The sequence below is a fragment of the Rhizobium sp. BK529 genome (genome assembly GCF_014194105.1).
Taxonomy (GTDB): Bacteria; Pseudomonadota; Alphaproteobacteria; order Rhizobiales; family Rhizobiaceae; genus Rhizobium.
The window spans coordinates 2474486-2499538 of the sequence record NZ_JACIAU010000001.1 but is presented as its reverse complement, the minus strand read 5'-3'; the positions used below and the strand labels follow the sequence as shown (position 1 = coordinate 2499538).

Annotated in this window: 29 protein-coding genes; 15 read left to right on the top strand and 14 right to left on the bottom strand. The window is 60.1% G+C overall.

Annotated features, from left to right (window positions below):
* The first annotated feature begins 12 nt into the window (after window positions 1-12).
* From ispH to rnhA, 3 genes are all read left to right on the top strand, one after another.
* The gene (gene ispH / locus FHX08_RS12730; RefSeq protein WP_132652310.1) at window positions 13-1017 is read left to right on the top strand and encodes a 4-hydroxy-3-methylbut-2-enyl diphosphate reductase; all 1005 of its coding nucleotides are present in this window, start codon (window positions 13-15) and stop codon (window positions 1015-1017) included.
* Between the two features lie 64 nt (window positions 1018-1081).
* Window positions 1082-2047, top strand: coding sequence for a homoserine kinase (locus FHX08_RS12725; protein WP_184327215.1), 966 nt, complete (start codon window positions 1082-1084; stop codon window positions 2045-2047).
* Window positions 2044-2496 (top strand): ribonuclease HI, encoded by a 453-nt coding sequence (gene rnhA / locus FHX08_RS12720; RefSeq protein WP_132652307.1) that lies wholly within the window; start codon window positions 2044-2046, stop codon window positions 2494-2496. Before FHX08_RS12725 ends, rnhA begins: the two co-directional genes overlap by 4 nt.
* Here rnhA and FHX08_RS12715 read toward each other — a convergent pair whose 3' ends face one another.
* The 3 genes from FHX08_RS12715 to FHX08_RS12705 form a co-directional block, all read right to left on the bottom strand.
* Window positions 2497-3573 (bottom strand): putative zinc-binding metallopeptidase, encoded by a 1077-nt coding sequence (locus FHX08_RS12715; RefSeq protein WP_132652305.1) that lies wholly within the window; start codon window positions 3571-3573, stop codon window positions 2497-2499.
* A gap of 83 nt (window positions 3574-3656) precedes the next feature.
* Window positions 3657-3848, bottom strand: coding sequence for a CsbD family protein (locus FHX08_RS12710; RefSeq protein WP_132652304.1), 192 nt, complete (start codon window positions 3846-3848; stop codon window positions 3657-3659).
* Window positions 3849-3933: 85 nt separating this feature from the next.
* On the bottom strand, window positions 3934-4539 hold the full coding sequence (locus FHX08_RS12705) for a YqgE/AlgH family protein (RefSeq protein ID WP_132652302.1): 606 nt from the start codon (window positions 4537-4539) through the stop codon (window positions 3934-3936).
* 141 nt (window positions 4540-4680) lie between these two features.
* Between FHX08_RS12705 and FHX08_RS12700 the strand changes: the two genes are divergently transcribed.
* The 5 genes from FHX08_RS12700 (at window position 4681) to FHX08_RS12680 (ending at window position 8926) form a co-directional block, all read left to right on the top strand.
* On the top strand, window positions 4681-5520 hold the full coding sequence (locus FHX08_RS12700) for a protein-disulfide reductase DsbD domain-containing protein (RefSeq protein WP_184327214.1): 840 nt from the start codon (window positions 4681-4683) through the stop codon (window positions 5518-5520).
* Between the two features lie 72 nt (window positions 5521-5592).
* Window positions 5593-6078, top strand: a complete 486-nt coding sequence (locus FHX08_RS12695) for a peroxiredoxin (RefSeq protein WP_132652298.1) — start codon at window positions 5593-5595, stop codon at window positions 6076-6078.
* Between the two features lie 320 nt (window positions 6079-6398).
* Complete coding sequence (locus tag FHX08_RS12690) at window positions 6399-7142, top strand: metal ABC transporter ATP-binding protein (RefSeq protein WP_132652296.1); 744 nt, start codon at window positions 6399-6401, stop codon at window positions 7140-7142.
* Entirely contained in the window at window positions 7139-8011 is an 873-nt protein-coding gene (locus FHX08_RS12685) for a metal ABC transporter permease (protein WP_132652294.1), read from the top strand. The genes FHX08_RS12690 and FHX08_RS12685 overlap by 4 nt, the downstream gene beginning before the upstream one ends.
* A 15-nt stretch (window positions 8012-8026) precedes the next feature.
* A complete protein-coding gene (locus tag FHX08_RS12680; protein ID WP_132652292.1) occupies window positions 8027-8926 on the top strand; it encodes a metal ABC transporter substrate-binding protein in 900 nt (299 codons plus the stop codon).
* Window positions 8927-8991: 65 nt separating this feature from the next.
* Here the strand turns inward: FHX08_RS12680 and FHX08_RS12675 are convergent, their stop codons facing one another.
* The 6 genes from FHX08_RS12675 to thrC form a co-directional block, all read right to left on the bottom strand.
* A complete protein-coding gene (locus FHX08_RS12675) occupies window positions 8992-9300 on the bottom strand; it encodes a Dabb family protein (RefSeq protein WP_132652290.1) in 309 nt (102 codons plus the stop codon).
* A 102-nt stretch (window positions 9301-9402) separates the two neighbouring features.
* Window positions 9403-9828 (bottom strand): hypothetical protein, encoded by a 426-nt coding sequence (locus FHX08_RS12670; protein WP_132652288.1) that lies wholly within the window; start codon window positions 9826-9828, stop codon window positions 9403-9405.
* A 132-nt stretch (window positions 9829-9960) separates the two neighbouring features.
* The gene (locus FHX08_RS12665; RefSeq protein WP_132652286.1) at window positions 9961-12873 is read right to left on the bottom strand and encodes a sensor domain-containing phosphodiesterase; all 2913 of its coding nucleotides are present in this window, start codon (window positions 12871-12873) and stop codon (window positions 9961-9963) included.
* Window positions 12870-13484 (bottom strand): GNAT family N-acetyltransferase, encoded by a 615-nt coding sequence (locus tag FHX08_RS12660; protein WP_132652284.1) that lies wholly within the window; start codon window positions 13482-13484, stop codon window positions 12870-12872. Before FHX08_RS12660 ends, FHX08_RS12665 begins: the two co-directional genes overlap by 4 nt.
* Window positions 13485-13514: 30 nt before the next feature.
* Window positions 13515-14813, bottom strand: coding sequence for a M16 family metallopeptidase (locus FHX08_RS12655; protein ID WP_132652282.1), 1299 nt, complete (start codon window positions 14811-14813; stop codon window positions 13515-13517).
* A 27-nt stretch (window positions 14814-14840) separates the two neighbouring features.
* A complete protein-coding gene (thrC, locus tag FHX08_RS12650) occupies window positions 14841-16241 on the bottom strand; it encodes a threonine synthase (RefSeq protein ID WP_132652281.1) in 1401 nt (466 codons plus the stop codon).
* Between the two features lie 265 nt (window positions 16242-16506).
* Here thrC and FHX08_RS12645 point away from each other — a divergent pair, with 265 nt between their 5' ends.
* Complete coding sequence (locus FHX08_RS12645; protein WP_184327378.1) at window positions 16507-17190, top strand: hypothetical protein; 684 nt, start codon at window positions 16507-16509, stop codon at window positions 17188-17190.
* A 137-nt stretch (window positions 17191-17327) separates the two neighbouring features.
* Here FHX08_RS12645 and FHX08_RS12640 read toward each other — a convergent pair whose 3' ends face one another.
* A complete protein-coding gene (locus FHX08_RS12640) occupies window positions 17328-18017 on the bottom strand; it encodes an HAD family hydrolase (RefSeq protein ID WP_132652277.1) in 690 nt (229 codons plus the stop codon).
* Between the two features lie 160 nt (window positions 18018-18177).
* On the opposite strand from FHX08_RS12640, the gene FHX08_RS12635 reads away from it, so the two are divergent.
* From FHX08_RS12635 to FHX08_RS12625, 3 genes are all read left to right on the top strand, one after another.
* Window positions 18178-18846: a GntR family transcriptional regulator gene (locus tag FHX08_RS12635; RefSeq protein ID WP_132652275.1), complete on the top strand. Its 669-nt coding sequence runs from the start codon at window positions 18178-18180 to the stop codon at window positions 18844-18846.
* Between the two features lie 195 nt (window positions 18847-19041).
* Window positions 19042-19632 (top strand): biotin transporter BioY, encoded by a 591-nt coding sequence (locus FHX08_RS12630; protein ID WP_184327213.1) that lies wholly within the window; start codon window positions 19042-19044, stop codon window positions 19630-19632.
* Complete coding sequence (locus tag FHX08_RS12625) at window positions 19629-20054, top strand: DUF1284 domain-containing protein (RefSeq protein ID WP_132652271.1); 426 nt, start codon at window positions 19629-19631, stop codon at window positions 20052-20054. Before FHX08_RS12630 ends, FHX08_RS12625 begins: the two co-directional genes overlap by 4 nt.
* Here FHX08_RS12625 and FHX08_RS12620 read toward each other — a convergent pair.
* Window positions 20051-20737, bottom strand: coding sequence for an ArsR/SmtB family transcription factor (locus FHX08_RS12620; protein ID WP_132652269.1), 687 nt, complete (start codon window positions 20735-20737; stop codon window positions 20051-20053). The genes FHX08_RS12625 and FHX08_RS12620 overlap by 4 nt on opposite strands.
* A gap of 71 nt (window positions 20738-20808) precedes the next feature.
* Between FHX08_RS12620 and FHX08_RS12615 the strand changes: the two genes are divergently transcribed.
* The 3 genes from FHX08_RS12615 (at window position 20809) to FHX08_RS12605 (ending at window position 22769) form a co-directional block, all read left to right on the top strand.
* Window positions 20809-21138 (top strand): NIPSNAP family protein, encoded by a 330-nt coding sequence (locus FHX08_RS12615; protein WP_132652268.1) that lies wholly within the window; start codon window positions 20809-20811, stop codon window positions 21136-21138.
* On the top strand, window positions 21135-21494 hold the full coding sequence (locus tag FHX08_RS12610; RefSeq protein ID WP_132652266.1) for an antibiotic biosynthesis monooxygenase family protein: 360 nt from the start codon (window positions 21135-21137) through the stop codon (window positions 21492-21494). The genes FHX08_RS12615 and FHX08_RS12610 overlap by 4 nt, the downstream gene beginning before the upstream one ends.
* Window positions 21495-21638: 144 nt before the next feature.
* Complete coding sequence (locus FHX08_RS12605) at window positions 21639-22769, top strand: site-specific DNA-methyltransferase (protein ID WP_132652265.1); 1131 nt, start codon at window positions 21639-21641, stop codon at window positions 22767-22769.
* Between the two features lie 121 nt (window positions 22770-22890).
* Here the strand turns inward: FHX08_RS12605 and FHX08_RS12600 are convergent, their stop codons facing one another.
* Genes FHX08_RS12600 through mutY form a run of 3 tightly spaced genes read right to left on the bottom strand, consistent with a single transcriptional unit; the run spans window position 22891 to window position 24968 of the window.
* Window positions 22891-23256, bottom strand: a complete 366-nt coding sequence (locus FHX08_RS12600; protein ID WP_132652263.1) for a nuclear transport factor 2 family protein — start codon at window positions 23254-23256, stop codon at window positions 22891-22893.
* A gap of 3 nt (window positions 23257-23259) precedes the next feature.
* Entirely contained in the window at window positions 23260-23874 is a 615-nt protein-coding gene (locus tag FHX08_RS12595) for an HAD family hydrolase (RefSeq protein WP_132652261.1), read from the bottom strand.
* A gap of 2 nt (window positions 23875-23876) precedes the next feature.
* A complete protein-coding gene (gene mutY, locus FHX08_RS12590; RefSeq protein ID WP_132652260.1) occupies window positions 23877-24968 on the bottom strand; it encodes an A/G-specific adenine glycosylase in 1092 nt (363 codons plus the stop codon).
* Between the last annotated feature and the right edge of the window lie 85 nt (window positions 24969-25053).

Genomic DNA, 25053 nt, shown 5'->3' with positions numbered 1-25053 from the left:
CCTGGATATGTCATGAATATTGCGGCAAAACCTCCCTTGACGATCAGGCTCTGCGGCCCGCGGGGCTTCTGCGCCGGCGTCGACCGGGCGATCCAGATCGTCGTGCTGGCGCTGAAGGCCTATGGTGCGCCTGTTTATGTCCGCCATGAGATCGTCCACAACCGCTATGTCGTGGAAGGGCTGGAAGCCAAGGGCGCCGTCTTCGTCGAGGAGCTTGACGAGATCCCCGCCGAACACCGCGCCCAGCCGGTTGTCTTTTCCGCCCATGGCGTGCCGAAATCCGTGCCTGAAGATGCGAATGCCCGCAACCTCTTCTATCTCGACGCCACCTGTCCGCTGGTCTCCAAGGTCCACAAGCAGGCGATGCGTCATAACCGCCTTGGCCGTCATGTCATCCTGATCGGCCACGCGGGCCATCCGGAAGTGATCGGCACCATGGGGCAGCTGCCCGAGGGCTCCGTTTCACTGGTCGAGACTGTCGAGGATGTCGACGCCTATCAGCCCGACGATCCCGATAATCTCGGCTATGTCACCCAGACGACGCTGTCGGTCGATGATACGGCCGGCGTCATCAGGCGGCTGGAAGAGCGCTTTCCCAATCTCAAGGCGCCGGCTGCCGATTCTATCTGCTATGCCACGACCAACCGTCAGGAAGTGGTGAAGGAGGCTGCCCCCGGCTGCGATCTTTTCATCATCGTTGGCGCGCCGAATTCTTCCAATTCAAAGCGGCTCATGGAAGTGGCGCTGAGAGCGGGAGCGAAGAGGTCGATTCTCGTACAGCGTGCTTCCGAACTCGATTGGGATGCGATCGGTCCGATTGCCACCCTCGGCCTGTCTGCCGGTGCTTCCGCCCCTGAAGTGATCGTCAACGAGATCATCGAGGCCTTCCGTACCCGCTTCGATGCCCGCGTCGAGCTTGCCGAAACGGTGCAGGAAAACGAGCATTTCCTCGTCAACCGCGAACTGCGCGGCCTTGAGCTGACGACGGCTGACATGGCATTTGTGAACGGAGAATGAGGTGAGGGGCTTTCCCTCTGCCCTGCCCATCTAATGAACACCGCCTCTACAGTGAGAGACCAACTTGGCAGTTTATACCGATATCGCCGAAGACGATCTGAAATGGTTTCTCACCGAATATGATGCCGGCGCCCTGCTCTCCTACAAGGGCATCGCCGAAGGCGTCGAGAATTCCAATTTCCTGCTGCACACATCGAAGGCACCGCTCATTCTGACACTTTACGAGAAGCGAGTGGAAAAGAGCGATCTCCCCTTCTTCCTTGGCCTGATGCAACATCTGTCCGCCGGCGGCCTGTCCTGCCCACTACCGCTGCCACGCAAAGACGGTGCCCTGCTCGGCACATTGTCGGGCCGTCCCGCCGCATTGATCTCGTTCCTAGAAGGTATGTGGCTGAGAAAGCCGGACGCGAAGCACTGCCGCGAAGTTGGCAAGGCGTTGGCGCGGATGCATCTCGCCGCCGAAGGATTCACGCTGACGCGGCCGAACGCGTTGTCGCTCGAAGGTTGGCAGACGCTCTGGGACAAGTCCGAGACACGCGCCGACGAGGTCGAACCCGGCCTGCAAAACGAGATCCGCAGCGAGCTCGATTTTCTGCGGACCCATTGGCCGAAGGATCTGCCGGCAGGCGTCATTCACGCCGATCTTTTCCCAGACAATGTCTTCTTCCTCGGCGACGAGCTCTCCGGGCTCATCGATTTCTATTTCGCCTGCAACGATCTGCTCGCCTACGACGTATCGATCTGCCTCAATGCCTGGTGCTTCGAAAAGGATGGAGCCTATAACATCACCAAGGGCACGCAGATGCTGGAAGGCTACCAGAGCGTCCGGCCCTTGAGTGACAAGGAGGTCGATGCCCTGCCGATCCTTTCCCGCGGCTCGGCCCTGCGCTTCTTCCTGACCCGCCTCTATGACTGGCTGATGACGTCAGAAGGCGCCATGGTCACCAAGAAGGATCCGCTGGAATATCTGCGCAAGCTGCGCTTCCACCGTCAGATTTCCTCGCCGGCCGAATATGGGCTGAGCCTATGAAGCACATCGATATCTTCACGGATGGTGCATGCTCCGGCAATCCTGGCCCGGGCGGCTGGGGAGCAGTGCTGCGTTACGGCGAGGTGGAAAAGGAGCTTTCCGGTGGAGAAGCCGAAACCACGAACAACCGCATGGAGCTCTTGGCTGCTATCTCCGCGCTCAGCGCCTTGAAAGAGCCTTGCGAAGTCGATCTCTACACCGACAGCGCCTATGTGAAGGATGGTATTTCGAAATGGATCTTCGGCTGGAAGAAGAATGGCTGGAAAACCTCCGATAACAAGCCGGTGAAGAATGCAGAGCTCTGGCAGGCACTGGAAGAAGCCCGCAACCGGCATAAGGTGACGCTCCACTGGGTCAAGGGCCATGCCGGCCACCCCGAAAACGAACGTGCTGATGAACTGGCTCGCAAAGGAATGGAGCCGTTCAAGAAGAGCAAGAGAGCGGGCTGATTATGCCGCCTGCTGCTGTTCGGCAGCAGCATGTTGGATCAGCTGGTGCAGGTATTCGAGCTTCGCCACGACGGGCGGAGACAGCACGAAAGGATAGGAATCTGGCTGCCCCATACTGCGCTGGATCGCATTGATCGCCAGGCTGAGCGGTACCCAGGCGCTGACGAGCTGTTCGGCGCTTTTCGCCCGATAAGGATTGAAATCCACCTCGGCCGCAATCTCCTCATGACCACGCGGCTCGATCGCCATGCCGAAGCTGCGCGCCGTCTCCAGCGTATCGACGATATGCAGGTAATGCGCAAAGCACTCCGCGAAATCCTCCCATGGATGGACAGAGGCATAGGCGCTGATGAAGTTTTCCTGCCAACCCGGGATTGGTCCGTTGGCATAGTGGTTCTGCAATGCCGTTCCATAGTCCTGACGCTCGTCGCCGAAGGCCGCGCGGAATGTGTCGAAGCCATTGCGGTCGCGCACCAGCTTGTCCCAGATGAAATGCCCCGTTTCGTGGCGGAAATGGCCGAGCAGGGTGCGATAGGGCTCGTCCATCGCCGTTCGCGCCTGCTCGCGGGTCACGTCGTCCGCCTCGGCCGCACGAATGGCGATCAGCCCTTCCTCGTGACCCGTCATGGCCGGAACGACATTGCCATCGTTTTGCACGGCATCTTCGACGAAATCGAAGACTAGCCCTCCTTGCGGGTCTTCCTGTCGGTCGGGATGCGGCAGGTTCCAGCGCAACAGCGAGTAGAAGAGGTGCCGCTGCGCCTGGCTGATCCGCCGCCAGCGGTCGATGCCATCTTGTGTATCCGTATTCGGCACCAGCCGGTTATGCCGGCAGGCGATGCAGAAGTCATTGCCGTCATCGACCAGCCAGTTGCAGATATCGAGCCCGGCATTGGCGCAAAACCGAACCAGCCGTGTCGGATCGGAGACGAGCTGCCAATTGACCTCGTCCCGCGACTCCAGCGCATGCACGGACAGATCGCCGGCAAAGAAGCCAAGGCGATGGTTGCAGCGCACACACTGCCTGTTGTCAAAATGGATAACCTGATCGCAATTGTCGCAGGCAAACAACCTCATCACAGGTCTCCATAGGCAGGAGAAGACGGAAAATGCCAGCCGCAAACAGCTGCGGCAGGCATTCAAGAGCTGATGAACAGGCCTTAAAGCCGGTCGACGGCACCCTTCAGTTTGTCCTTTGCTTTTCCGGTTGCGACCTGGGCTTTGCCCTTGGCTTCCTGCACTCCACCCTTGGTCTGCATTTCACGGTCGCCAGTGGTCTTGCCGGCCGCCTTCTTCGCCTTGCCGGCCATCTCGTTGACCTTGCCGGAAATCTTGTCGCCAGTGCTACCCATGTGTGCCTCCTCTCGGATCACGGACGGGGTGTCCGCTTGCCGACAGGGAACGCCGAAAAAACGGTTTCGTTCCGGAGTGACCCGCTTAGGCGTGGCCGGCCTCGGCCGACAGCATGGCTGGCGTCACGCCCATGCTGGCCAGCGCCCGCTCGTACTTGTCGTCGAGGCAGCGATCGAAGATCAGCTCCTCATTGGCGGCGCAATTGAGCCAGCCGTTGGCGGCCACCTCGTTTTCGAGCTGGCCCGCACCCCATGAGGAATAACCGAGCAGCATTGTTGCCCGCTTCGGACCACCGCCCCTCGAGATGGCACGCACGATATCGAGTGTCGCCGTCAAGCAAATATCGTCACTGACGGGAATGGAAGAGTCGCTGACATAGTCGTCAGAATGCAGCACGAAGCCGCGGCCGCTTTCTACAGGTCCGCCCGTCTGGATCGGGAACTCTCGCGCGTCCTTCGGCAATACGATGGAATCTTCATGCTTGATCATGTCGAGATGCAGCAGCACATCGGTGAAGGTGAGGCTTTGCGGACGATTGATGACGAAGCCCATGGCGCCGGCATCCGAGTGGGCGCAGATGTAGATCACCGTGCGCGCAAAATTACGATCTTCCATGCCAGGCATGGCGATCAGAAACTGACCGTCGAAAAATCCGCGCTCCCGTCTGTTCTTTAGCGTTGCTAGGGACATGGTTCCTCCTGCCGCCAGATCACACAAAGGCTCCGACAGGGGAAGCATGGGCCAATGTCACAGATCAATCAACCGAAAATGAAGATTTAAATGGGCAGGGCTTCTGGCGGCAAATGGCAAATTTCGGTAAACCTTTGTTCCATGAGAGTTATTTTATTGCTCCAGCGAGCCGTATTAATCATACTCATTTCGGCTGTGCCCATACTTGGCCTGTTTCATTCGGCCTATGCGGAGATGAGTGATTGGGCCGAGAACGAAAGTGGCCGGATGCGCCTCGTGGCGCTGCCGCCTGATGGCAATGGCCACATACGCGCCGGTTTGCAGATCGAGCCCAAGCCCGGCTGGATCACTTATTGGCGTGAACCGGGCAATAACGGCATCCCCCCGCAGATCACGATAGCACCGCAGAGCGGCGTGACGCTCGATGCCATTTCCTACCCCGTTCCCAAACTTATTTCCAATGGCAAAGTCGAGGATATCGGCTATGACGCGCCGGTGACCCTGCCACTATCGCTGACGGCCTCGAAGGCAGGTCCGGTTTTGTTCGATGCCACAGCCTTCATCGGTATCTGCAAGGACATCTGTATCCCATTCCAGGCGCAGTTTTCACTGAAGATCGGAGCTGCGGCAATGTCGCGGCCGCAGGAGGAAATGATCCTTCAGAGTGCGGCTGCCCGCCTTCCCGAAGCGCCGTCCGCGGATTTCGAGATCGTGGCATATGCCATGTCGCCCGATCTGAAGCAGCTTTCGCTGAAGATCACCCTGCCGGAAGAGGGGAGCGGGACGCCTGATATCATTGTCACCGGGCCGAGTGGTTATGCCTTCACCAAACAGATGAATACTGCCCGCGGCGGCAAGGCCTATGCTACCGATATTTCCATCGGCAAGCTGCCGAAGAATTATGACATCCACGGCAAGCAGTGGAGTGTGCTGATCATCGATGGTTCGCAGACCATGGAAACCACGCTTGCCTTTGAATGATCGCGTCTTATAGTCCCCTCTCAATTCCGCACGCGGCGCGGCCGCGATCAGCCAGAACCGAGGAGATAATCCATGACCATCGCGATCGGCGACAAGCTTCCTGCCGTCACTTTCAAGGAAAAGACGGCCGACGGCCCCGTCGAAACCACCACCGAGCAGCTTTTTGGCGGCAAGCGCGTTGTGCTCTTTGCAGTGCCCGGCGCCTTCACACCCACCTGTTCGCTGAACCATCTGCCGGGCTATCTGGAAAACCGTGATGCCATTCTCGCAAAGGGCGTCGACGATATCGCCGTTCTCGCCGTCAACGACTGGCATGTCATGGGCGCCTGGGCACAGTCTTCCGGCGGTCTCGGCAAGATCCATTTCCTCGCCGACTGGGACGCCGGCTTCACCAAGGCAGTCGGCCTCGATGCCGATCTCTCCGCCGGCGGCCTCGGGGTTCGTTCCAAGCGCTATTCCATGCTGGTTGAAGACGGCGTTGTGAAGTTGCTCAATGTCGAGGAATCACCTGGCCAGGCAACCGTTTCCGGCGCAGCTGCTATGCTTGAGCAGCTCTGAGATTGATCTTCTCAAGTCAGATGCAGGGGCGCCTTCGGGCGCCCTTTTATTTTTCTCAGTCTTTCGATCCATGATCGCCGAGATGCGCGCCTAGCGGATCAATCACGTTCCCGGCCTCATTCCTGCCGCAATTGTTATAACATAACAGTTACGTTATTACATATACGTTATTACATAAAAGGAATGAGCATGCGATCCGCCCCCGCCCCTGAACGTCTCGCCGTCAGTCTTCTCGGGCAATCTGCGCTTCTACGCACCTGTGGTGCCCTCGCTATCGCCGCGGTTCTCTGGCTCGCAATTTACTGGGCAGTTCTGTTGCCATGAGCCCGCCCGAGATCCGCCTCGACAATCTCACTGTCTCCTATGATCGCCACCCCGCTGTCCATCATCTCTCAGGTACTTTCCGGTCTGGCAGCATGACGGCGATTGCCGGGCCGAATGGCGCGGGAAAATCCACGCTGCTGAAGGCGATCATGGGGGAACTGCGCCCTGTAGAGGGACGTGTGGAACACCTGATGCAACGCACCGATTTCGGCTATCTCCCACAGGCGGCGGAGATCAACAGACGCTTCCCGATTTCGGTTGTGGATACTGTGCTGCTGGGAAGCTGGCGCCAGGCGGGTGCTTTTGGCCGCATTGCAAAGCAAGACGTTGCGCGCGCGGGTGCCGCACTCGCCACGGTCGGTCTGGAAGGATTCGAGAAGCGGCATATCGGCTCGCTTTCGGCCGGTCAGTTCCAGCGCGTGCTCTTTGCCCGCCTGCTGCTGCAGGATGCCCGTATTATCCTGCTTGACGAACCCTTCGCTGCCATCGATGCCCGCACGACAAGGGATTTGCTCGACATTGTCGTCCGTTGGCACGGCGATGGACGGACCGTGATTGCGGTGCTCCATGATTTCGAACAGGTGAGGGAATATTTCCCGGAGACCCTGCTGCTCGCCCGCAGGCTGATCGGCTGGGGGCCGACGCAGCAAGTCATGTCATCCGCCAATCTTCTGCAGGCTCGTGCCATGGCCGAGCGCTGGGATGAAGATGCCGAAGCCTGCGGGGTGCCGGCGACATGACAGCCTACGAGATCTTCTTCGCCCCTTTTGCCGATTACGGCTTCATGCGCCGGGCGCTCGTTGCCTGCCTCTGCCTCGGGCTCGGTTCCGGCCCCATTGGCGTTTTCCTCATGCTTCGCCGCATGAGCCTCATGGGCGATGCCATGAGCCATGCGGTGTTGCCCGGTGCGGCAATAGGCTATCTGGTCGCCGGCTCGCTGTCGTTGACGGCGATGGGTATCGGTGGACTTGTCGCGGGCCTTTCCGTCGCGCTTCTGTCGGGTGTCGTCAGCCGCATGACGGTACTGCAGGAGGACGCGAGCTTTGCAAGCTTCTATCTCGCGTCGCTGGCGCTCGGCGTGCTCATCGTCTCGCTCCGCGGTTCCAACATCGATCTGCTTCATGTGCTTTTCGGCACGATCCTCGCGATCGACGCGCCGGCGCTGACACAGATCGGTGCCATCGCCTCACTAACGCTGCTGGTGCTTGCCATCATCTACCGGCCGCTGGTTGCTGAATGCTTCGACCCTGGCTTCCTGCGTGCCGTCGGCGGGCGCGGACCCGTCTATCATTTCCTCTTCCTGCTGCTGGTGGTGCTGAATCTCGTCGCAAGCTTCCAGGCGCTCGGCACGCTGATGGCCGTCGGCCTGATGATGCTGCCGGCTGCGGTCGCCCAACTCTGGTCCCGCAGCCTGCCAATCATGATGCTCTTCGCGGCGGCAAGTGCGGCGGCTTCCGGCTATCTCGGCCTCATCGCTTCGTATCATCTCGAACTTGCCTCCGGCCCGACGATCATCATGACCGCGGCGCTGCTCTATGGCCTTTCGATCTTCTTCGCACCGTCGGGCCTTGCCCGGCGCTTCTTCCCCCGCCCGCATCTGAAGGGCTGATCACAGGAGACACCGATGATACCTCGCAAACTGATTCTCTCCGCCTCCTTGCCTGTATTGATAACGCTTTCGGCTGTGCCGGCTTCGGCCGAGACCCTGAAGGTCGTCGCCTCCTTCACGGTGCTCGCCGATGTCGTCCGCCAGGTCGGCGGCGACCATGTCAAGGTCACGAGCCTCGTCGGCCCGAATGGCGATCCCCACGAATTCGAGCCGTCGCCGGCTGATGCCAAGGCGCTGAATGCCGCAAAAGTGACCTTCGTCAGCGGCGAGGGGCTGGAAGGCTGGATGGATCGGCTGATCACCGCCTCCGGCTACAAGGGCAAGCCAGTCACGGTTTCCGAGGGTATTAACACCCGCACCATGGAAGAGGACGGTAAGACCGTCACCGACCCGCATGTCTGGAACAGTCCCGTCAATGTGAAGGTCTGGGTCGCCAATATCGAGAAGGCATTGTCCGACGCCGATCCAGTTGACGCCGCAGCCTTCAAGGCCAATGCCGAGAAATATATTCACAAACTTGATGAACTGAATGCCTATGCGCATTCCAAATTCGACAAGATCGCCGATGACCGACGCAAGGTGCTGACGAGCCACGATGCCTTCGGCTATTTTGGCCGCGAATATAATGTCAGCTTTCTCGCACCGATTGGCCTCTCGACAGAAAGCGAAGCCTCCGCCGCCGATGTCTCCAAGCTGATCGAGCAGATCAAGCAGGAACACGTGAAGACCTACTTCTTCGAAAATTCCAATGATCCGCGCCTCATCAAGCAGGTCGCCACGGCAACCGGCGCTGAACCCGGCGGCGAGCTTTACGTCGAATCGCTATCGGATGTGAAAGGTCCGGCACCGACCTACGAGAAGATGTTCCGCTACAATGTCGACCAGCTCTCCGCTGCCATGGCAAAGTCGAGCTGAGCATACTTCGGCCAGACTCAATTCCGGACGGAGAACCGCTGCACACTTTTCCTGGAATTGCTTCGTCAAGTAACGAGATCGAAGACCAGGAGGCCGGCCAGGCCTCCATCCGTCGACGAGACGATGCGCTCGCCGACGGCCACGTGTTCGGGATGCACCAGATAGCCGTCTCGGGCCTCGGGGCTCTCGAAGGTCACGGCAAAGCCGTCGACGAAACCGCCATGCAGCCCCTCGGGTGAAACATTCGGCCCGTATTTGATATCCAGAATACCCGGTATCACCTGCTTCAGCGCCACGATCGCATCGAACAGCGCCTGCTTGTCATCTGGTGTCATAGCGCTCTTCAGCCGCATGAATACGCAGTGCAGGATCATAGGGTGCCTCCTGGTTGTGTTTTTCGGCAGCATAACGGCGATGGCGATAAGGGCAATGGTATTTCGCTTCAACGGTCTCCAGACCTGTAAACACCAGCCAGCCTACATCTGGTCCGCCGCCGTCACCGGACGGTTATAGATATTGCGGACGAGTTCGCTGGACAGGACACGTGCAGCGGTCTTCTGCTCTTGCGTCATTGGACGGCAGGTATCCTTGAGGTTGGAGCCATCGATCACGGTGGCCGCGCCGGAATTGGCTATAACGATATGCCAGCTGCAAGCAGCGACCTTGTCGATGATCACAGCGCCGCGGCAACCGGTAGAGAGGCAGAAGGCCACGATGACCTGTGCACCGTGATCTCCCTTGTGGGCGAGCGCATAGGCCGCTTTGAAGTCCTTCTTCAATTTTTCACAACGCCCTGGCTCTTCTGCCGCCTGGCAGCTCAGCGCGGCAGGGTGAATTTCGGTGGCGTAGAGGGGAGAGACGCAAAAGGCGCCCATCGAGAGGGCGAGCAATAGCTTGAGCATCGGATTTTCCTTGTTGCGCTGAGTCACAGGCGCACATCGGCCGCCAATGGTCAATGACCGTCACAGGCAAGGAAGGTCATATCGATCGGATGGGCTCGAATGCCCCGGAAAAAGCCGCCGAACGCCATGGGATCAGGCCCGCTTCGTCAGCGGAAACCGTTCCCTCAGTAAACGCAGCACCGATTCCGACGGCATCGGCGGCCCGAAGAGATAGCTTTGGCCATAGCTGCAGCCCATTTTGGCAAGCTCGATCGCATCCTCGTTGGATTCGATACCTTCGGCAACCACCTTCATCTCCAGCTCGCGCGCCATTGAGATGACCGATCTCAGCACGGTCGCCTTCTTGTCGCTATTGTCACGCACCAGCGCCTTGTCGAGCTTGATCGTGTCGAAGGGGAAGCGGGTGAGGTAGGCGAGTGACGAATAACCCGTGCCGAAATCATCGAGCGCCAGGCCGAGGCCAGCTTCTTTCAGCTTCTGCAGCACGAGGCGCGCCTGTTCCGGGTTTTCCATCACCATGGATTCCGTCAGCTCGAGCTTCAGCCGCGACGGATCGCAATGGGTCTTCGCCAGCACCGAGCGAACGTCGTCATAAAGCTCGTTGTTGAGAAGCTGTACGCTCGACAGATTGATGGAAACGAAGATCGGCAGCTCGCCGGTCTGGTTCTGCCATCCCATCAGATCGTTGGTCGCCTGTTCCAGCGCGAAAATGCCAAGCGCGCCGATAATGTCGGACGCTTCGGCGATAGGGATGAATTCCGACGGCGGGATATTGCCGCGCTTCGGATGCTCCCAGCGCATCAGTGCCTCGAAACCGGCGATTTCGACATCCTCCAGCCGCGCGATTGGTTGATAGACCATCGAAAGCTCCTTGCGCTCGATGGCACGGCGCAGATCCGATTCGAGCTGCAGGCGATCAGTGCCGAAATCGCGGAAGGCCGGCTGGAAGGGTTCGACGCGGTTGCCGCCGGCGCGCTTGGCGCGGTACATGGCAAGTTCGGCATCACTCAGCAGGCCCGATGCGCTCTCCTGTCGGTCGACCCATGTGGCGAGCCCGACCGAAGCCGTCAGAATGATCTCGCGATTGGAGAAGTTGATCGGCACCATGATCGCCTTGCTGATCGCATCGGCGAAGTCAGCAATCTTCGCCGGATCGTGCTCGGAAACGAGGATGAGGCCGAACTGATCGCCGGAAAGGCGCGCCAGCGTATCCTGCGGTTTCAGGAGCCGGCGCAGGCGACGGGTGAGCGCGATCAGAATATTGTCGCCGGCCGCGACGCCGAGCGAATCGTTGACCAGCTTGTAGCGGTCGATATCGATCACCATCACGGTCGGACGCAGCGTTTCGCCGCCCGGCGCCAGCGTCAGCACCGACTGCAGGCGGTCGAGGAAGACCTGCCGGTTCGGCAGGCCCGTCAGATTGTCGTTCAGTGCATCGTGCAGCAACCGCTCGACGGAATTCTTCTGCTCGGTAACGTCGACGATCGTGCCGACGCAGCGGATGATCTCGCCATTCGAACCGAGAACCGGCCGGGCGCGGATCAGGAGCCAATGGAAATGGCCGTCTTCGGCGCGGATGCGGAATTCGTGATTCAGCCGCCCGCGGCGATGTTCCAGGAGCACGTCGAGCGTGGCGCGAAAACGGTCGCGATCGTCGGGATGCAGTCGCGGCAGCCAGTTGCGTGCCGCTCCATGCATCGTGCCCGGCGAAAGTCCGAGCTTGACGGAAACATCAGGGATGGTGACGACGCGGTCACGCGCCACATCCCAATCCCAGACCATATCGCCCGAGCCCGTCAACGCCAGCGACTGGCGCTCCAGATCGGAAAACAGGCCCTGCTGGAAAGCCCCGCCCGCGAAGGCATGCTGCATCACGGTAAAACCGATCAGGAGCACGATGAGAACGAGGCCGCCGCCGAGCGCGGGTTGGATGATGTCATTGTCGAGCCGGCCGGTAATCGTCAGCCACGCGCCGAATAGCCAGACCAGTGTCAAAGCCCAGGCAGGCACGAGCAGGATGGCGCGATCATAGCGGTTGAAGCCAAGGTAGATGATGAGCAGCAGGCCGATCGCCGCCGTCAGCGCGAAGGAAAGCCGCGCAATGCCGGCCGCAATCGACGGATCGTAGATCGCCACGCCGAACAGCAGGGCAAGACCCAGCACCCAGGCAAGCGTCGCGTAACCCAGATGCACATGCCATCGGTTGAGATTGAGATAGGTGAACAGGAAGATGACCAAGCTGGAGGCGAGCGCCACCTCCGCACAGGCGCGCCATATTCGTTGATCCGCCGAGGCGACACTGATCAGCTTTCCGAGAAAGCCGAAATCGACGCAGATATAGCCGAGCACCGCCCAGGCGAGAGCCGCCGTTGCCGGCAGCATCGAGGTTCCCTTGACGACGAAAAGGATGGTCAGGAACACCGCGAGCAGGCCCGCAATGCCGAGAACGATGCCGCGATAGAGCGTAAAGGCGTTGATCGTGTCCTTATAGGCATCCGGCTCCCACAGATAGATCTGCGGCAGGTTGGGCGTCGCAAGCTCTGCGACGAATGTGATGACCGCGCCGGGGTTCAACGTGATGCGGAAGACGTCGGCATCGTCGCTCGGCTGACGGTCTAGTGCAAAACCTTCGCTCGGCGTGATCGCGATGATGCGCTGCGAGCCGAGGTCGGGCCAGAAGAGCTTCGAATTGACGAGACGGAAATGCGGCGCGACGATCACGCGCTCAAGCTGCTCTTCCGAAACGTTGGCAAGCGCAAAGACCGCCCAGTCGCCCTGATGGTTTTCCGAACTCGAACGCACTTCGATGCGTCGGCGGATGCCGTCGGCGCCAGCGGCGGTGGAAACCTGGAAGGCCTCGCCCTGATTGGCGTAGATTTCCGTCGTGGCAGTCAGATCCAGCGCGGTGTCGTCACGGGAAATCTTCACCGGTTCGGCCGCCTGCACGGTTCCCGCCGCAAGAGCGAATACCGACAGGAGGAGGGCTGCGATCACCGCGATCAGTCGTCCGGACGGTGACGTCGGCAGCATGCGGTCTTTGGTCATCGGCTGTTGGGTTTCCTGCCTGTATCCGCGTCACTGGCCAGACGTGAAAACATCACGTGATCATGCCACTGACCGTTGATCTTCAAATATCCGCGCAGATAACCTTCCCGCTGGAACCCGGCTTTCTCAAGCAGGCGAATGCTCCGCGCGTTGTCTGGAATACAGGCTGCTTCGATACGGTGCAACTCGAGCCCTGCGAAGATATAGGGAATAACCAATTGAAGTGCGGCGAACATATGGCCCTGGCCGGCATAACGCTCGCCCATCCAGTAGCCGATCATGCAGCTCTGGGCCGCTCCCCGGCGGATATAGCCGATGGTGATGCCGCCGACGAGCGTCATATCCTTCTTCAGGAATATGAAGAGCGGGATCGCCTGTCCGGAGGCATATTCCTGCTTGCCGCGGATGACGCGGGCGCGAAACGAACCTTCCGTCAGCTCGTCGCGCCGCCATGTCGGCTCCCAGGGCTCCAGAAACCGTCGGCTGTCGGCGCGAAGCCGATGCCACTGGTTGAAATCCTGATAACGCGGCAGGCGCAGGATATATTTGTCGTTTTCGAGTTCGACCGCTTCAGGCTGTCGCGACAGGAACCGAAAAACCGATTTTGGCATCGATACCCTCCGGCGCAACGTATGTACCGGTCAGAGGCTTGCCTGTTTCGTCTTCGGTGCCGGAACCGAAAGCGAAGCAGTGATGTCTTCCATCGGGGCGAGCTGCTCGAGCGGACCGATCGCCGAAAGCGTCGGGACGGTATCGTAGAAGAGCCGGCCGGCAAGATCTGTCAGGCGCTCGATGGTGATGCCTTCCAGCCGCTCCATCATCTCCGGATTGGAGATCGGACGGCCGTAAAGCATCATCTGGCGGGCAATCTGGCCGGCGCGTGCGGCGGGACTTTCCTGGCCCATGAGAAGCTGGGCGCGGATCTGGGCGCGGGCGCGTTCGATTTCCTTCTGGTGGATGCTGTCCGCCGACTTGTGCAACTCGTCAATAATGACGGGCACGAGCTCCGGCAGGTTCTCGCCGCCGGTCGCTGCATGGATGCCGAAGATGCCGGTATCGGAAAAGCCCCAATGGAAGGCATAGACGGAATAACAGAGGCCGCGGAACTCGCGCACTTCCTGGAACAGGCGGGAAGACATGCCGCCGCCGAGAATGTTGGCGAGGATCTGCGAGCAGTAGAAATCGCGGGCATGATAGGCCTTGCCCTCGAAACCGAGCAGAATCTGCGCGTCCATGAGATCACGCGACTCGCGCACATTGCCGCCGATATAGCGCGCAGCCTCCATGACCGGCGGCGCATTGGGCGCGGTCGGCAGGCTTGCGAAACGATCTTCGACCATGCGCACGAACTCGTCGTGCTCGACGGCACCGGTCGCCACGACAAACATCCGCTCGGTCGTGTAGTTGCGGCCGAGATAGCCGCGGATCTGCTGCGGCGTGAAGGAAACGACGGTTTCCGGCGTGCCGAGGATCGGCCGGCCGAGTGTCTGCCCGCGATAGGCAACTTCGGAGAAGCGGTCGAAGACGACGTCGTCAGGCGTATCGTTGGCCGCATTGATCTCCTGCAGGATGACCTGCTTTTCACGCTCCAGCTCATCTTCCTCGAAGGCGGACTCCGTCAGGATATCGGCAAGGATGTCGACGGCGAGCGGAACGTGGTCCTTAAGGACGCGGGCATAGTAGGAGGTGGTCTCGGTGGAGGTCGCAGCATTTACTTCGCCGCCGACATCCTCGATTTCCTCGGCGATCTGACGGGCGGAACGACGTCCCGTACCCTTGAAAGCCATGTGTTCGAGCAGGTGGGCGATGCCGTGCTCGTCTTCTGTTTCGTTGCGCGAACCTGATTTGATCCAGACGCCGAGCGCAACGCTTTCAAGGTGCGGCATGGTCTGTGTGACTACTGTCAGCCCGGAATTGAGCCGGGTGCACTCAACTGTCATGTGCTATCTTTCTGCGCCTGCCGTCATCTAGCTGCGGGCGTGCTTGCCGATAAAGGTTTCAACCGCTTTAAGCTCGGGCTCGATGATCTGGAAGCGCTCCTCCCTGTGCATCAGATCAGCAAGCCACGTCGGAAGCGCCGGGTCAATACCGGAGGCGGATTTTACGGCGGCCGGGAATTTTGCCGGATGGGCGGTCGCAAGCATCACCATCGGGGTATCAGGCTTTGCCCGCTTGGCGGCAACGAAGACACCGATCGCCGAATGCGGGTCGAGCAGGTAGCCGGTTTCCGCGTAAGTCTCGCGGATCGTTTCGGCCACCTGACGTTCGCTGGCGCGGCCGGCGCGGAAGTCCTTCCTGATGAATTTCAGTGCTTCGGGCGAAATTTCGAAGCCATTGGATTGCTTGAGGCTTTCCATGGCGGCGCGCACCTTGGAGGCATCGCGGTCATACGCTTCGAAGAGCAGCCGTTCGAAATTGGAGGAGATCTGGATATCCATTGATGGAGAGCTGGTCGCCTTCACCGATTTCATGTCGTAGCGGCCGGTCTTCAGCGTGCGCGTGAGAATGTCGTTCTCGTTCGTGGCGATCACGAGCTTATCGATCGGCAGGCCCATGCGCTTGGCGCAGTAGCCGGCGAATATATCGCCGAAATTGCCCGTTGGTACCGTGAAGGAGATTTTTCGGTCCGGTCCGCCGAGTGCGATCGCCGTCGTGAAATAGTAGACGATCTGGGCCATGATGCGCGCCCAGTTGATCGAGTTGACGCCCGAGAGCTTCACTCGGTCGCGGAAAGGCGCATCGTTGAACATCGCTTTGACGAGATTCTGGCAATCGTCGAAATTGCCCTCGATGGCGAGCGCATGCACATTGCCCGCCTTGGAGGTCGTCATCTGCCGCTGCTGCACCGGCGACACCTTGCCATGTGGGAAGAGGATGAAGATATCGGTGCGCTCGCGGCCGGCAAAGGCATCGATCGCCGCGCCACCCGTGTCGCCCGACGTGGCTCCGACGATGGTCGCCCGTTCACCGCGCTTTTCCAGCGCATAGTCCATTAGCCGGGCGAGAAGCTGCATCGCCACGTCCTTGAAGGCGAGCGTCGTGCCGTGGAAGAGCTCCATGACGAAGCTGTTCGGACCGGTCTGTACGAGCGGCGCGATCGCCGGATGGCGGAACGTGCCATAGGCCTCGTCGATCATCGCCCGGAAGGTTTCATCCGGGATTTCGCCGTTGGTGAAGGGCGAAAGGATCGTGAAGGCGACTTCCTGATAGGTCTTGCCGCGTAGTGCCCGGATTTCCTTCTTGGAGAAACTCGGCCATTTGCGGGGAACGTAGAGCCCGCCATCGCGCGCCAGCCCCGTCAGAAGGGCGTCGCAAAAGCCGAGGGAAGGGGCCTCGCCGCGGGTCGAGATATAGTCCACGTTCGTTATCCTTGATCTATGGCTGGAGAATTTTCGTGCGCAAAACGGGTCGCCACAGCGCCGCCGAAAAGAGGGAGCTCGCCGGCCTGCCGGGGCGTTGTCGCAGGTATCCTATTGAAGTTGCCCGCATCCGGCGCCGAAAAGTGCATCAAAACGGTGCTTACCCAATCGATTTTTCTTTGCGCCGCTGATATAGACCATCGCCAACTGTCATGAAAGGCCTTGCGCGAAAGTCGCAAGCACCTAGAAGAAAAGCGTTCGCAAAGGGTGGAATATCGTGCTCGGCAAGGTCTCGCGTCTCATCGTTTCCGCATCGCTCGTTGCTGCCCTTGCCGGCTGCAATTCACTCGGGCTCGGTGGCGACAGCAAGCCTGAAGCGAGCGCTGCGAGCGCCGGCCCTGCGCCGCTGCAGCCGAATGGCAACGCCCAGATCATGCCGGTTGCGCCGGCCAATCCTTCGTCGAACCAGACCCCGATCGGCACCGGTGTCACCGCTCAGGGCAAGGTCGCTCCCGTCGTGCAGGGCGCCTGCCCGCAGATCTTCATGCGTGATCAGGATTCGATCTACCGCACCTATGCCAAGGGCGCAAAAACCGGCGATCCGCAGCAGGTTGTCTTCCAGGCCTCTTTCGGCGATTACAGCCGCCAGTGCACGCTGAACGATACGGCCCTCTCCATGACCGTCGTGGCGCAGCTGCGTTTGGTTGCTGGCCCCGGCGGCACGCCAGGCCCGGTCACGCTGCCGATCCGCATTTCGGTACTGGACGGACAAGACGTGCTGTCGTCCGAAGTCGTTAACTTCCCGACTCAGATCCCGGTCGGCGCGCCAGCCACTCAGGTCATCTTCCGCCATGAGGGCGTCAAGATGCCGGTCGGTTCCGGCGCACTCGTTCGCGTCAATGTCGGCTTCGACACCCAGCCAGCAAAGAACGCCAAGAATTCTAAGAAGAGCAGCTAAGACAGCTCGGCACGCAATCTCTTGCAATTGACGCGCCATATGCCGCCACGCGAAAACAATCATCCCAATGCAAGAAGCCCGCAAACTGCGGGCTTTGTACAGTTTCTATAAGGCTCGCGGGTGGCAGGGCTCCTGCTTTAGAGCGCGCCTTCCCATTCGGCCAGCGCAGCAACGACGCCCGGCAGATCGTTCATGCGCGAGATGACGGTCTCAGCACCTGCATCCGTCAGCTTGTCGGCATGCGAAGGATAGGTGTGTGAACCGCCGGTGAAGCCGATCACCCGCATGCCAGCAGCGCGCGCGGCATGGACGCCATGGGTGGAATCTTCAACGACGACCGTCTTCGAAGGTGAGATGCCCATCTGGCTTGCGCCGTGCAGGTAGATATCCGGCTTCGGCTTGGCGCGGTCGGGACCGAGGTCCTTGGCGGAGAAGGTGTTCGGAGCGAAGAGTTTCTTCAGGCCGACCTTGCTCAGCATCATATCAAGCCGTTGGCTCGACGAATTCGAGCAGATGCAGCGCTTCATCGAGAGACGGCCGACGGCGAATTCGACGCCAGGAATAGCCTGGACTTCCTGTTCGAGCCGGATGTCCAGAAGCTTCTGGGACTGATCGATGAGGGATGCCGAGAGCGGAATGCTGGCTTCCCGTTCGATCTGGAAGAGGATGTCGCGCCACGTGAGACCGGCGAAGCGCTCGTTCATCTCCTCGATGCTGATCGGATAGCCTGCTTCCGTCAGCAATTTGGATTCGACATCCGCTGCGATGATTTCGGAATCGACCAGAACGCCGTCGCAGTCGAAAATAATCAGGTCGAAGCCGTCCATATACTCATACCTTGTTCGGGATGATGCGGCTTTACACGATGGCGCGCAAAAGCTCAACCGATGGCGGGACATGGCTGGAATGCACGCTGCGGGCAGCTTTGCGGGGGGACGGATTGCATGCCACCTCGACAAGCCCCGCAGTGCTCGCTACTGGATAGCAATGAGCAGGGAACCCGAAGACAATACCATTGCCGGGCGCATCGCCCGCACGCTTGCGGAGCGCATCGTGCATGGAGCGCTTGCGCCCGGTGCCCGTCTGCGTCAGGACCATATCGCCGAGGAATTCGAAACCAGCCATGTGCCGGTGCGCGAGGCTTTCCGTAGGCTTGAGGCGCAGGGGCTAGCGATCAGCGAGCCGCGCCGTGGTGTTCGTGTTGCCTCCTTCGATCTCGCCGAGGTGCGTGAAGTCGCCGAAATGCGCGCTGCCCTCGAAGTGCTCGCTTTGAAACACGCCGCCCGTCACCTGACGCCCGCGATCCTCGATGCTGCGGAGGACGCGACGCGCGAGGGCGATGCGGCCGCCGACGTTCATGCATGGGAAGAGGCAAACCGCCGCTTCCATCGCTTGATCCTTACCCCTTGCGCGATGCCGCGCCTGCTGGCTTCGATCGACGATCTGCACGCGGCGAGTGCCCGTTTTCTATTTTCGGCCTGGCGTTCGGGCTGGGAGAAGCGCACCGACCATGACCACCGCGCCATTCTTGCCGCTCTTCGGCAAGGCAAGGCGGAGGAGGCCGCGGCCATTCTCCAGAAGCACGTGCAGTGGATCGGACGCGCGCCACAGCCCGCGCAAAAAGGCGAACGGGAAGCTTTCGCCATCGTCGGCTGATCCTCCAAAAGAATTATAGATAATTTTCGAGCGCGTGAAACGCCTTGGTTTTACGGCGTTTCCGCATGCATTCGCGATGGATTGTGATCCGGCCACATGAGAATCCTGCATGCCTGCTCTTGCGTCGTCCAAAAATCTCCTCCATCAAATAGATGGGAATCGACAATTATCTATAATTTTGAAAAGGAGAACTTCATGTCCCTCTCTGACCCGTCCCGTACCGTCGTTTTCGATCCGTTGCGCCTATCTGCACGGTCGATTGCAGTCAAATATCTCTTCGTTCTCGCCGGCACGCTGGTACTGGCCCTTGCCTCGCAGATCTCGGTGCCGATGGTGCCGGTGCCGATCACTATGCAGACCTTTGCCGTCACCATGATCGGCGCGCTCTATGGCTGGCGGCTTGGTACGCTCACCGTTCTCGCCTGGCTGGGAGAAGCCATGCTCGGCGCACCGGTTCTGGCAAACGGCTCCGGCGGCCTTGCGCCCTTTGCCGGCCCGACGGCTGGTTATATCGCAGCTTTTCCGCTGATGGCGCTGATGGTCGGCTGGCTCGCGGAGCGCGGCTGGACAGGGGACAATGTGGTGCGCAGCTTCATTGCTCACCTTGCTGCCAACCTCTTCTGCCTCTCCCTTGGCGGCCTCTATCTCGCCTCTCTGATTGGCGCGGAAAAAGGCTGGCTGCTCGGCGTCGCGCCCTTCATCCTGGGCGGCGTGCTGAAATCGGCGCTCGCTGCAGCCGTGCTCAAGGGCATCCGTATCTATGGCGACCAGGCAGAGCTGCGTTGACCGTCAGGCTGCGCGCCCACCATCTGCTCTGCATGCTGACTTTCGTCGGTGAAGGCTACACTCCGGCCTTCACCGCCAATTACCGTCGCATCGCAGAGCGTCTCTCGGCCGGAGAGGAGATAGAAATCGTCTCCGGCCCCGACGATATCTGCGCCCCCCTGATGTCCGAGGCTTCAGCGCATTGCTTACTGCCGAGTCCGAAAGCCAGGGATGCAGCTGCTGCCGAAGCCGTTGGTAGGCTCATGGGGGTGCGGATAGAGCAGGGCGCCCGCCTCATTCCCGATAAAGCCCTGCTGAAAAGACTACGCCGCGGTTTCGCGGCCGACATCATCCGCAATGCCTGCACGGATTGCGAATGGAGCGAGCTTTGCAGCACGGTCGCTCACAATCATTTCAGGAATACGCTGGTCGCGCCTTGCTAGCTTTCCAACGGAAAAAGCTTCAGGAATTGCCGCTCGCCGTCCGGTGAAAAGATAACCGAGCGGCTTTCCGGCATCCGCCGCGCCCAGCCCTTTTCCATGAAATTCGACAGCAGCGCCCTGCCGAGGCTACCGGCAAGATGGGCGCGCCGTTCGCTCCAGTCGAGGCAGGAACGGCAGAGCGGTCGGCGCGAGGATTTGAGGCAGCCGACATCGATGCCGATACATTGCAGCTGGCTTTCGCCCTTGGCCGTCACAGCAAGTCCGTCGCCGATGGCATCGATCGACCCGGATGCAACCAGGCTGTCCAGCATGCGCACGCCGTAATCGCCGGCGAGATGATCGTAGCAGATGCGCGCCTTGCGCAGCGCCGGGTCTTTCGGACCGGGCTGGTGGCGCAGATGCCCTCGACTCGCCGCCAGCCCCATCATGCTTTCGATCAGCCGGGCCACCGCCTCGTCGGCGAGCGTAAAATAGCGGTGTCGCCCCTGTTTGCGCTGGGTAAGCAATCCACCGGTTTCGAGCTTCGAGAGATGCGCGCTTGCCGTCTGCAGCGTGATGCCGCCGGCTGCCGCAAGTTCGGTTGCCGTAAGCGCACGACCGCCTGTCAGCGCCGCCAGCATATTGGCGCGGGCCGGATCGCCGATGAGCGCGCCGATCTGCGCAATGTCAGGTCCTTCTTTCATACTTCGATCTTAACCGAAGCATCTCCGCACCACAATGTGCGAAAACTCTTCGCATACGAAAGGAGAAACCGATGATCACTTGCTTCATTCGCTATGAGATCGACCCCTTCCGCAAGGAAGCCTTTGCCGAATATGCCCGCAATTGGGGGCAAGCGATTCCGAGAAACGGCGCTGACCTGGTTGGCTATTTTGGTCCACACGAGGGCTCAGCGACGACAGCTTACGGCGTCTACAATATTGAAAATCTTGCAGCCTACGAGGCCTATCGCGCACGGCTTGCCGCCGATCCGCTCGGCCGGGAGAACTATGAATTTGCCCGCCGCGAGCGCTTCATCCTGAAAGAAGACCGTATCTTTCTGAAGAACGTTTCGACCCCGCATGCGCAACTGGTGCTGCCATGATCGCTGTCATGTTTGAAGTCATTCCCTACGTCGGCGAACGACATCGATATCTCGACCTTGCCGGCGAACTCAGATCCGAACTCGAAAAAATCGACGGCTTCATCTCCATCGAGCGTTTCGAGAGCCTGACGATGCGCGGCAAGATCCTCTCGCTTTCGTTCTTCCGGGATGAGGAGGCGGTGCGCCAGTGGCGCAATCTCGAAGCCCATCGGGCGGCCCAGAAGGCCGGCCGCAACGGCATTTTCGCCGACTATCGCCTGCGCATCGGTCATGTCGTCAGGGATTATGGCATGCTCGAACGGGTCGATGCGCCTGAGGACAGCAGGCAGGTTCACACGCCTCAGGCGGCGGAGTGAAATCGGGGCGGGCTGTGGAGTCCGCTCTTCCTCATATAGAGATCGGAATATTTTCCCGAAACGGGTCGATGCTTCAGGCTTTGGTAACCAACTTGCGTAACCATAACGGAGAGTTAAGCGTAAAGCGTATGAGTGAGTATCTATATGGCGTCTGTTTTCCCGCTTGCCGACCTGAAGACTTCCGTAAAACCGGGCTCTTGGGTCGACACGATCATCAAGGGTGATTGCGTTGCAGCCCTTGACGCTCTTCCGAACCAGTCGGTTGACGTCATCTTCGCCGATCCGCCCTACAACCTCCAGCTTGGCGGCACGCTGCACCGGCCGGACCAGTCGCTGGTTGATGCCGTCGACGACGATTGGGATCAGTTCGCCTCCTTCGAGGCCTACGACGCTTTCACCCGCGCGTGGCTGCTCGCCTGCCGCCGCGTTCTGAAGCCGACGGGCACGATCTGGGTGATCGGCTCCTATCACAATATCTTCCGCGTCGGCGCGACACTGCAGGATCTGAACTTCTGGATCTTGAACGACATCGTCTGGCGCAAGACCAATCCGATGCCGAATTTCAAGGGCCGTCGTTTCCAGAACGCCCACGAGACGATGATCTGGGCAAGCCCCAACGCCAAGGCCAAGGGCTATACCTTCAATTACGATGCCATGAAGGCGGCCAATGACGACGTGCAGATGCGCTCCGACTGGCTCTTCCCGATCTGCAACGGCAACGAGCGCCTGAAGGGCGACGACGGCAAGAAGGTGCATCCGACCCAGAAGCCGGAAGCTCTGCTTGCCCGCGTCATCATGGCGTCCTCAAAGCCGGGCGATATCATCCTTGATCCCTTCTTCGGGTCGGGAACGACTGGCGCCGTCGCCAAGCGCCTCGGCCGCCACTTCGTCGGCATCGAACGTGAGCAGGATTATATCGATGCGGCCTCTGCCCGCATCGCCGCCGTCGAGCCGCTCGGCAAGGCGGAGCTCACGGTCATGACTGGCAAGAAGGCCGAAGCGCGCGTCGCCTTCAACGTGCTGGTTGAAAGCGGCCTCATCAAGCCCGGCCAGGTGCTGACGGATGCGAAGCGCCGCTACAGCGCCGTGGTGCGCGCCGACGGCACGGTTGCCTCTGGCGGCGAGGCCGGCTCCATTCATCGCCTTGGTGCGAAAGTCCAAGGCCTTGATGCATGCAATGGATGGACCTTCTGGCATTTCGACGACGGAAAATCCCTGCGTCCGATCGACGAATTGCGATCCATCATCCGCGGTGATCTCGCAAAGGTGGACTGAGTAACACCCCTGAAGGTTGAGACGACCTCTTCTTCCAGTTTGCACCTCCAGTTACGGAAGAAGAAAAAGAAGCGCGAGGTCTTTCGGCCCCGCGCTTCCTTTTTAGCACCAGATTTCCGCCTCAGAATTCCTGATAGTCGGTCACGTCAACGCGCGTGACCTTGCCGTCCTCGTTGAAGGTGATCGTCTCTTCTCCCTCGCGGACCAACCGCTTTCCGGTCTTGCTATGCGTCGCCCGAACGGACCATACGGCTCGGCCCGAAAGCGGCGTCAGCGTTTCGACCAGCGAATTCTCCGCCGTCTGATCCGGATAATCGTCGAAGTAGCGACGGAAGGCAGCCATGATTTCGGCCCGTCCGGCAAGACTGCCGACGCCGTTGGAGACATAGGTGGCATTCTCGGCGAACCAGCCCTCGATTTCCGGAAAATCGAGCGCGTTGATTGCTGCGTGAAAGCGGTCGATAGCTGCTGCAGGATCGAAAACCATGGCTCAGGCCTTAAGGCCGTAGCTGGCGAGATCGGCGCGCAGCTTATCGGCGCCGGTGAAAAGCACGGCGTTCCAGCCGGCTGCCTTCGCGCCCTCGACATTGACTGGCGCGTCGTCAATAAAGATTGTCGCGGTCGGATCAAGGCCGAAGCTCTTCGTATGCGTTTCGTAGATCGCGAGATCGGGTTTGATGAGGCCGACATCGCCAGAAACGGTCACGCCGCGTGGCTTCTTGAGGAAGGGGAAGCGCTCCTGCGCCTCGCGGAACGTGTCCGAGGCGAAGTTCGTCAGCATCGTCACATCCCGGCCTTCATTGATGAAGTCTTCCATGATCGCGACGCTATCTTCATAGGCATGCGGCACCATCTCGTGCCAGTTCTTGCGGAAGGCGCGGATATGCTCTTCGCGGGTCGGATGCTGAGCAATAAGAAGTGCTTCTGCATCCGCCCAGGTACGACCGCGGTCCTGCTCGATGTTCCAGTCGTGCGTGCAGACATTGGCAAAAAACCAGTTGCGCTCGGCCTCGTCGGGAATGAGGCGGCTAAAGGGAATATGCGGATCGTAATGAATGAGAACTTTGCCGATATCGAAAACGATGTGTTTGATGTCTTCTGCCATAGTCATCCCTTGGCTGTTTTGAACGCGAGAGGAATAGCCGCTGCGATCGCTTTTTTCATGATAGTCGGCAATGCCTGAGCTTCAAGATTTGTAACCGGCTCCCACCATCCGTCATCGATTGGAAGGCGATCGGCAATCGCCACCCGGAAGATCGAAAGTCTCAATTCGAAATGGGTGAAGACATGAGTGACGGTGCCAGCACTCTCCCATCCGGCTTTGAAAGGCGCGGCCTCGGCTGATGTCTCGCCATCCTGCCGCGCGGTCCATGCCGTCGTCGGAATCTCCGTCATGCCGCCGAGCAGGCCGCTTTCGATACGCCGCCGCAGCAGAATCTCGCCATCGGAGGTGACCGCTACGAAGGCTGCGCCACGGCGGATCGGCTTCTCTTTCTTCGCGGCCTTGAGCGGGAATTGCTCGGGATCATGCAGCCTGAGTGCTTCGCACGACCCATTAAAGGGACAGAGCGAACAGGCTGGTCGCTTCGGCGTACAGATCGTGGCGCCAAGATCCATCATCGCCTGCGCGAAATCACCGGGCCGGTCGGCTGGTGTCAGCAGCGCCACCTTCTGGCGCATCAGCGGCTTTGCGGCCGGAAGCGGTGTGGCGATGGCATAGAGTCTGGAAATCACGCGCTCCACATTGCCGTCCATCACGGCTGCCTGCCGGTTGAAGGCGATCGCCGCCACCGCTGCCGCCGTATAATCGCCAATGCCGGGCAGGGCCTTCAGCCCCTCTTCGGTATCCGGGAAAATGCCGCCATGCTCGCTCGCTACCGCCTCGGCGCATTTCTTCAGGTTGCGCGCCCGCGCATAGTAGCCAAGCCCCGCCCAGGCGGCCATGACCTCTTCACTCGGCGCTCTTGCGAGATCGGTTACCGAGGGCCATTTCGCCAGGAAGTTGGCGAAATAGGGTTTCACCGCCGGCACAGTCGTCTGCTGCAGCATGACTTCCGAGAGCCAGACACGATAGGGATCAGCCTTGATGCCGCGCTTGGCCATCGGCGGAGAAACGCGCCAAGGCAGGTCGCGATGATGGCGGTCGTACCAGTCGAGGAGAGGGGAGGCAGTCGGCGCGTCCGGTGTGCGTATCGTCATTATTTGCCGCGATCGGGGGAAGTGCTCTATACTTGACGAAGCAATGCGGCGCGATCAAGCCGGCGGCCTCGACTGGACGTCGCTT